This is a genomic window from Methanobrevibacter sp., assembly GCF_045114555.1.
Lineage (GTDB): Archaea > Methanobacteriota > Methanobacteria > Methanobacteriales > Methanobacteriaceae > Methanobrevibacter.
In genome coordinates, this window is sequence record NZ_JBGUKT010000007.1 from 23,218 (window position 1) to 29,245 (window position 6,028).

At 30.5% G+C, this 6,028-nt stretch carries 7 protein-coding genes and 1 tRNA gene; 5 read left to right on the forward strand and 3 right to left on the reverse strand.

Features of this window, described 5'->3' with window-relative positions; translation table 11 throughout:
- The first annotated feature begins 93 nt into the window (after positions 1–93).
- From ACJMLB_RS01085 to ACJMLB_RS01095, 3 genes are all read left to right on the forward strand, one after another.
- On the forward strand, positions 94–1,350 hold the full coding sequence (locus tag ACJMLB_RS01085) for a peptidase U32 family protein (protein WP_405322973.1): 1,257 nt from the start codon (positions 94–96) through the stop codon (positions 1,348–1,350).
- An 82-nt stretch (positions 1,351–1,432) separates the two neighbouring features.
- The gene (gene cfbC, locus ACJMLB_RS01090; protein WP_405322975.1) at positions 1,433–2,236 is read left to right on the forward strand and encodes a Ni-sirohydrochlorin a,c-diamide reductive cyclase ATP-dependent reductase subunit; all 804 of its coding nucleotides are present in this window, start codon (positions 1,433–1,435) and stop codon (positions 2,234–2,236) included.
- A 397-nt stretch (positions 2,237–2,633) separates the two neighbouring features.
- On the forward strand, positions 2,634–3,347 hold the full coding sequence (locus ACJMLB_RS01095) for a DUF4013 domain-containing protein (RefSeq protein WP_405322977.1): 714 nt from the start codon (positions 2,634–2,636) through the stop codon (positions 3,345–3,347).
- 87 nt (positions 3,348–3,434) lie between these two features.
- Here the strand turns inward: ACJMLB_RS01095 and ACJMLB_RS01100 are convergent, their stop codons facing one another.
- The 3 genes from ACJMLB_RS01100 to ACJMLB_RS01110 form a co-directional block, all read right to left on the reverse strand.
- Entirely contained in the window at positions 3,435–3,893 is a 459-nt protein-coding gene (locus tag ACJMLB_RS01100) for a DUF123 domain-containing protein (protein WP_296869237.1), read from the reverse strand.
- A gap of 101 nt (positions 3,894–3,994) precedes the next feature.
- A complete protein-coding gene (locus ACJMLB_RS01105) occupies positions 3,995–4,333 on the reverse strand; it encodes a DUF3795 domain-containing protein (RefSeq protein ID WP_296869238.1) in 339 nt (112 codons plus the stop codon).
- A gap of 30 nt (positions 4,334–4,363) precedes the next feature.
- A complete protein-coding gene (locus ACJMLB_RS01110; protein ID WP_405322980.1) occupies positions 4,364–5,302 on the reverse strand; it encodes a DUF1848 domain-containing protein in 939 nt (312 codons plus the stop codon).
- A gap of 120 nt (positions 5,303–5,422) precedes the next feature.
- Between ACJMLB_RS01110 and ACJMLB_RS01115 the strand changes: the two genes are divergently transcribed.
- Both ACJMLB_RS01115 and ACJMLB_RS01120 read left to right on the forward strand, forming a co-directional pair.
- Positions 5,423–5,836 carry a DUF371 domain-containing protein gene (locus ACJMLB_RS01115; protein WP_405322982.1) on the forward strand — a complete coding sequence of 138 codons (414 nt, stop codon included), beginning with the start codon at positions 5,423–5,425 and terminating at the stop codon, positions 5,834–5,836.
- 107 nt (positions 5,837–5,943) lie between these two features.
- A tRNA-Leu gene (locus ACJMLB_RS01120) sits at positions 5,944–6,027 on the forward strand.
- Position 6,028: the final 1 nt, after the last annotated feature.

A 6,028-nucleotide genomic window follows, 5' to 3' on the forward strand; every position in this document is an offset into this window, starting at 1 on the left:
TTCATCTTTTTTTATTTTTTAAATTCTATTTTTATATTTTTTATTTTTATTTAATTTTTATGAAGTTTGTTTGATTATTAATGAGTTGTTTTTATGGTTGAATTGTTAGCTCCTGCAGGAAATTTTATTTCATTGACTAGTGCACTGAAAAATGGTGCAGATGCTGTTTATATTGGCCTTGAAGATATGAATATGAGACTTAATGCAAGTAATTTTTCCCTTGAAGACATTAAAAAGGCAAGTGAAATGACAAGGAAGTATGGGGCGAAGCTATATGTCTGCACAAATACCATAATGAAAGACAAAGACATTGAAATGCTAAAGGAACAATTACCCTATATCAAGGAGTATGGTGCAGATGGAATCATTCTATCAGACATTTCATTAATAGATTTGGCAATTGAAAATGGCCTTGAAGCCCATATGAGCGTTCAGGAAAACACAACTAATTTTTATGCATTGAAGACACTGGAGAAATTAGGTGTTAAAAGAGCCATATTATCAAGGGAATTGTCTTTAGGTGAGATAAGTGAGATTGTTAAGAAACTTAAAGAAAGCAATTCCTCCATTGAAACGGAGGTATTCATTCATGGTGCAATGTGCATGGCAATATCCGGTAGATGCTTCTTGAGCTATGGATTGTATGGCAGAAGCGCTAATTGTGGAGATTGTCTCCAGCCATGCAGAAAGGAATGGAAATTGATTTTTGAGGAAGATGAGAATGATGATGTCATAAATTTCTCAGAATGTGATGATGAGTCATTCATAATATCCAATTCCTATGATGATTCATATAGGACAAACTTCTTCTCTCCAAAGGATATGGCATTGATAGAACATATTCCAGAACTCATTGATGCTGGAATCGATTCATTTAAGATTGAAGGAAGGGCAAGATCTCCCGATTATGTTGCAACTGCAGTTAAGGTTTATAGGGAAGCCATTGACTTGTATCAAGAAGACCCAGAAAATTATCAATATGATCCTAAATGGATGGAAGAGCTTATGAGGGTATTCAATAGAGGTTACGATACTGGATTTTACTTTGATGTTCCTTATGAAATCAGTGAAAACAACCAATCAAAATTCATTAAAAAGGATATTGGAAAGGTAGTGAATTATTATAATAAGATTAGGGTTGCAGAGCTAAAGATATGGGATGATTTGGCTATTGGTGATGAGATTATGGTTCAAGGGCCAACTACAGGTTCCATTACCCATGTAATCGACTCTATGCAAATTGATGGGAAAGCTATTGAAAAAGCAGAAAAAGGTTCAAATGTAGCAATAGCAATTGATGAGAAATTAAGAGAAAGCGATTTTGTTTATAAGTTAATCCCTCGAGAATAAATGAATGATTTTAAAAAAATGATTCCAAGAGAAAAATTATGCTTATTAATTTACTGATTATTTTAAAACTATTGGTGTAAAGATGAAAAGACAGAAGAAAATAGCTATTTATGGAAAAGGTGGTATTGGAAAAAGTACCACAGTAGCTAATATTGCAGCAGCTTATAGTGAAGATGATAAAAAGGTTATGGTAATAGGTTGTGATCCTAAATCTGACACTACAAGAACCTTATGCGGTAAAAGGATACCTACAATTGTAAACACATTGAAAGATAATAAAGCACCAGAGCTTTCTGATTTGGTCTTTGAAGGATTCAATCAAATCAAGTGTGTTGAAAGTGGAGGTCCTGAACCTGGAGTGGGCTGTGCAGGACGTGGAGTTATCGTTGCAATGAAACGTTTAGAGAATCTCAAGGCCTTTGATGAGGATTTTGATGTGATTCTTTATGATGTTTTAGGTGATGTGGTCTGCGGTGGATTTTCCGTTCCTCTTAGAGAGGATTATGCTGATGAGGTATTCATTGTATCCTCTGGTGAATACATGTCATTATATGCTGCAAACAACATTTCCAAAGGAATCAAGAAGCTAAAGGGAAATCTTGGAGGAATCATTTGCAATTGCAAAGGAATCGAAAATGAAGAGGAGATTGTAAGCTCCTTTGCAGAAAAAATCAACACTCAAGTTATTGGAGTTATAGGAAGAAGCAATTTGATTCAAAGAAGTGAATTGGATGCAAAAACAGTGGTGGAATATGCGCCTGATTCAAATGAGGCAGAAGCTTATAGGAAATTAGCAAGCGATATTTTCATCAATGATAATTTCTCAACTCCCGAACCAATGGAAGATGAGGATTTTGAAAATTTCTTTAAGTCATTCTTGGATTAATGGCTTACTCTTTTTTTTATTTTTTGCTTTTTAATTTTAAATTATTTTTTAATTAATTATTTTTTAAATAATTATTATTTTTAAATTTTTTTAATTAATTCTTTTTTTAAATTATTTTTTATTACTTTTTTATTATTTTGTCAGATTTTTTTATTTCAAAATTAATTTTTTAATATTTTTTAAGATTATGATTAATTGTTATTTTATGAATTTCATTGAAATTGAATGAACTGAAATATCTAAATCAAATAATTTTTTATACAAAGTCATATTAGTAATACTTTATTAAGTAACTTTTCCTGGTTTATTCTTTATATTTAAATAGTATTACTTATAAAAGATAACAATGTCTTAAATATATTATTTTTAAAGATATTATTAAATTTAGGTGTAAAATATGGAAATAACTGAAATTATTGGAGATGCGTTAGTATATCCGTTAAATAATGTAAAATCTTTAATCCTTTATGTGATTATTGGTGCTATTACTGGAATTTTAGGCGGAGCAAGCCTTATTGCTATGGCTACACAAGTATCCGGCAATAATGTTGTTGCTGCTGGTGGATTTGGATTTATTGGAATATTGGTAATGATCATTGGTTCATTATTAATTTCCGGATATGGTTTAGATATTGTAAAATATGGTATCGAAAGAAGAGACGATGGTCCAGGTATTGACATTGTAAGACAAGTTTTAAATGCAATTAAATTAATTGTTGTTTCTTTTGTTTACTATATTATCCCAGCAATTGTTGCATGGTTATTATTCACTCTCTTAGGTAAAGGTATTTTAACTCTCATCATTGTAGCTATTATGTACATTGTATTTGCATTTGCTCAATTCATGGCAGTTTGTAGATTAGCTAAATATGATAGTTTAGGAGAAGCTTTATCTATTGGTGAAGCAATTGGTGATATATCTAAAGTAGGTATGTTAAAAGTTCTCATAACTGTTATTGCAGTATTTATCATTGGATTTATCATTGCATTTATATGTGCATTAATTTATAATTACCATAATATTATTGGTGGGCTCTTGCTCGGTATATTTGGAGTTTACGCAATCTTCTTCTATAACAGAGCAATTGGGTTATTATACTCTGAAGTATAATTAAATAACCCTTTTTTCTTTTTTTATTTTTTTTAATTTATTAATTTTATTTTGTTTTTTTATTTTTAACTAATTTTTAACTAATTTTTAATTCTTATTTTTAATTAACTCTTTCTTAAAATAGTTTAAATTATGATATTTCATGTCTAAATTATCATATGCGCTTTTTACAGAATTCATGGCATCTATTTTTCTTTTAAAGTAAATTAAATGGGAATTGCAATTGCAATCGGAACATCCGAATTTAGGGACTTCCTCACCATTTTCAGCTATTGTTGATGCAAGATCACATTCAATCTTCTTATCTGAAACAGTAAAGAGGACATCCCTTATTTCACTGTGTTCATTTTTCAATAGGTAATCAATATGCCAATGAAGTTTCTTATCATCAGACAAATGCCTGTTTATTCTTGCCACAAGTGAATTCATTGCCGAACCTATGTAAACATAGTATCCTTTCTTAAATTTATAGTCTTGATGTAGATGCCCTATGTCAAGTTTCTCATTTTTTTTCAGAGATATGATTAAACAGTATGTACCTTTCATAATTTAACAACTTTTGAATCTATTTATAATTTAATTAATCGTAATTTTTATTAAATTAATGGAATGATTTTGTGCATAAATTATTATGTGTAAATGTTAATCTATTTTAGGTTTTTTAAATTTTTTAATGCATCACTATTGTTTTCATGAATCATTCTAACTTTTTCACATTCATCAAGTTCCACGCAATCAGAGCATGTTTCATATTTTCTTGCTGAAGCGCATTGTCTTATAGGACAAATTGAATCACAGAATGGAGTTTTCACTCCATCAATTCTGCATCCTACACAATTGATCATTTCTGGGCTTATTTCTACACCATTTAGTTTACTCCAAAGTTTTGCAACTTCCTCGCGTAATTCATTGTCATCATTCACTGTTGCTATGCGAGCTTCACAGGTCTCACAATCCAATCCGCAATATGCAATGTATTTATTCATGATATCTTTCCCTTTTTTCCATTTTTTAATTTAAAATAATCTAGTTTGCTTGGTCTTTTCATTTGAGATACAGCTTTCCTGTTTTCTTTCGATAATTATGTCCTCTTCATTTATTCCTCCTATTAAAATCGGAGATTTAGGGTTATGAAGTTTCAAATTCCTATTAACCAATTTCTTATTTGAATTGGCATAACAGTATAGGCATCCATGAGGGCATGTGTTGTATTCACCAATATCATTATTCAAGAGGCAATAGCACTGTCCTTTTCTTGCCTTTTGTTTAGGAATATTCAGATTTTTATTTATTGCCCTTTCAATTACTTCCTTTGTCATGCAACCGCTTGAGTCTATGCCGAATTTGTCTAATTCAGTTCCTTCAACGCATGTTTTAATAAGTATATTATTTTTCTTTCCTATTCGAGCAAATTCTTTTCCTATCATCAATCTTTCATCTTTATTTACTTCTTTGGTTTTAGGAAAATTGCGTTTTGTTTTTTCATATAAGTCAATAAAGCTTATGATTGCTTCAGTTGTATAAGCAGATAATGAATCAGCTATGTATTCAAAGGATTCTATGTGAGTTTCTAGAGTGTATTTTTCATTGATGAAAATAGGGTCATATCTTAATGTTACATTTTCCTTTCCTAATCTATTTGAAAGATATTTGAAGCTTTCCAAAACATTATCCACTGGTGGAACATTAGGCTCTACCTCCTTTTCATAAGGGGTTATTGTTATTTGCCAATACTGATTGAACTTGTCTATCTTTTCAAGATTCTCAAGCATCGGCCTTGGATTTTTTGTGCAGAAGATTATGCAATCTATAAATTCAGGGTCTAATTTATATGAATAGATTTGGTTCTTTGCATAGGGATTCCTCACATAAACGAATCCATCATCTATCCTATTATAGAACCACTCGCTGAAAAATCCAGGGATATCTGTTCTTAAACCAGTGTTCAATATCATTTAGAAACTCCTTTTTATGTCAATATAAAAAATTCAATTTTTTATTTATTTTAATTATATATTTATTTGGCATAGGTTTTTTAAAAATATTTTTATAAAATAATTTGCATAATTCTTAATATGAATTTTAAGATAATTGCAAAGGGGCATGAAAATGTATTGTCTTTGCACAAATCCACTTTTGAAATAACAAAGGATAAGGATCTTAGTTTAGCTGGAGATTGCATTATCGGATTGGATATTGACAAGTCAATGGAAGATTTTCCCAATGAATTCAAGGAGAAGCTTGCTAATGATGATACAAAAGTGATTGTTGAATTAAAGACTCCTAATGCTTCTGATACTATAGGAGGTTTTGGGCATCATGATTTAAGTTTATCCCATCCAACAGACATCGTTTGCAGAAAAAGCACTTTTGTATGCTCTAGAACATTAATGATTAAATCTAATAAGGCAGCTATTGATTTAAATAGGGATTTGATTAAGGATTTGGCTAATGGTGAACCTATGGAGGTTAATATAATATTATATTAACTAAAATCTTATTTTTTCTTTTATTTTGTAGTAAGATTTAAATAAGATAATAAATATATTATATAGTACTGTATTATTAATATGGTTAATTTTATTCTATTTTTAATGCAGGGGTGGTCGAGCGGTCAAAGGCGCTAGGTTGAGGGCCTAGTGGGTTAGTCCCTTCGCGGGTTCGATTCCCGTCCCCTGCAC

Coding starts and splice junctions, on each gene's coding strand:
- ACJMLB_RS01095 (WP_405322977.1), top strand. CDS start 2,634: ATGGAAATAACTGAAATTATTGGAGATGCGTTAGTATATCCGTTAAAT.
- cfbC (WP_405322975.1), top strand. CDS start 1,433: ATGAAAAGACAGAAGAAAATAGCTATTTATGGAAAAGGTGGTATTGGA.
- ACJMLB_RS01100 (WP_296869237.1), bottom strand. CDS start 3,893: ATGAAAGGTACATACTGTTTAATCATATCTCTGAAAAAAAATGAGAAA.
- ACJMLB_RS01105 (WP_296869238.1), bottom strand. CDS start 4,333: ATGAATAAATACATTGCATATTGCGGATTGGATTGTGAGACCTGTGAA.
- ACJMLB_RS01115 (WP_405322982.1), top strand. CDS start 5,423: ATGAATTTTAAGATAATTGCAAAGGGGCATGAAAATGTATTGTCTTTG.
- ACJMLB_RS01085 (WP_405322973.1), top strand. CDS start 94: ATGGTTGAATTGTTAGCTCCTGCAGGAAATTTTATTTCATTGACTAGT.
- ACJMLB_RS01110 (WP_405322980.1), bottom strand. CDS start 5,302: ATGATATTGAACACTGGTTTAAGAACAGATATCCCTGGATTTTTCAGC.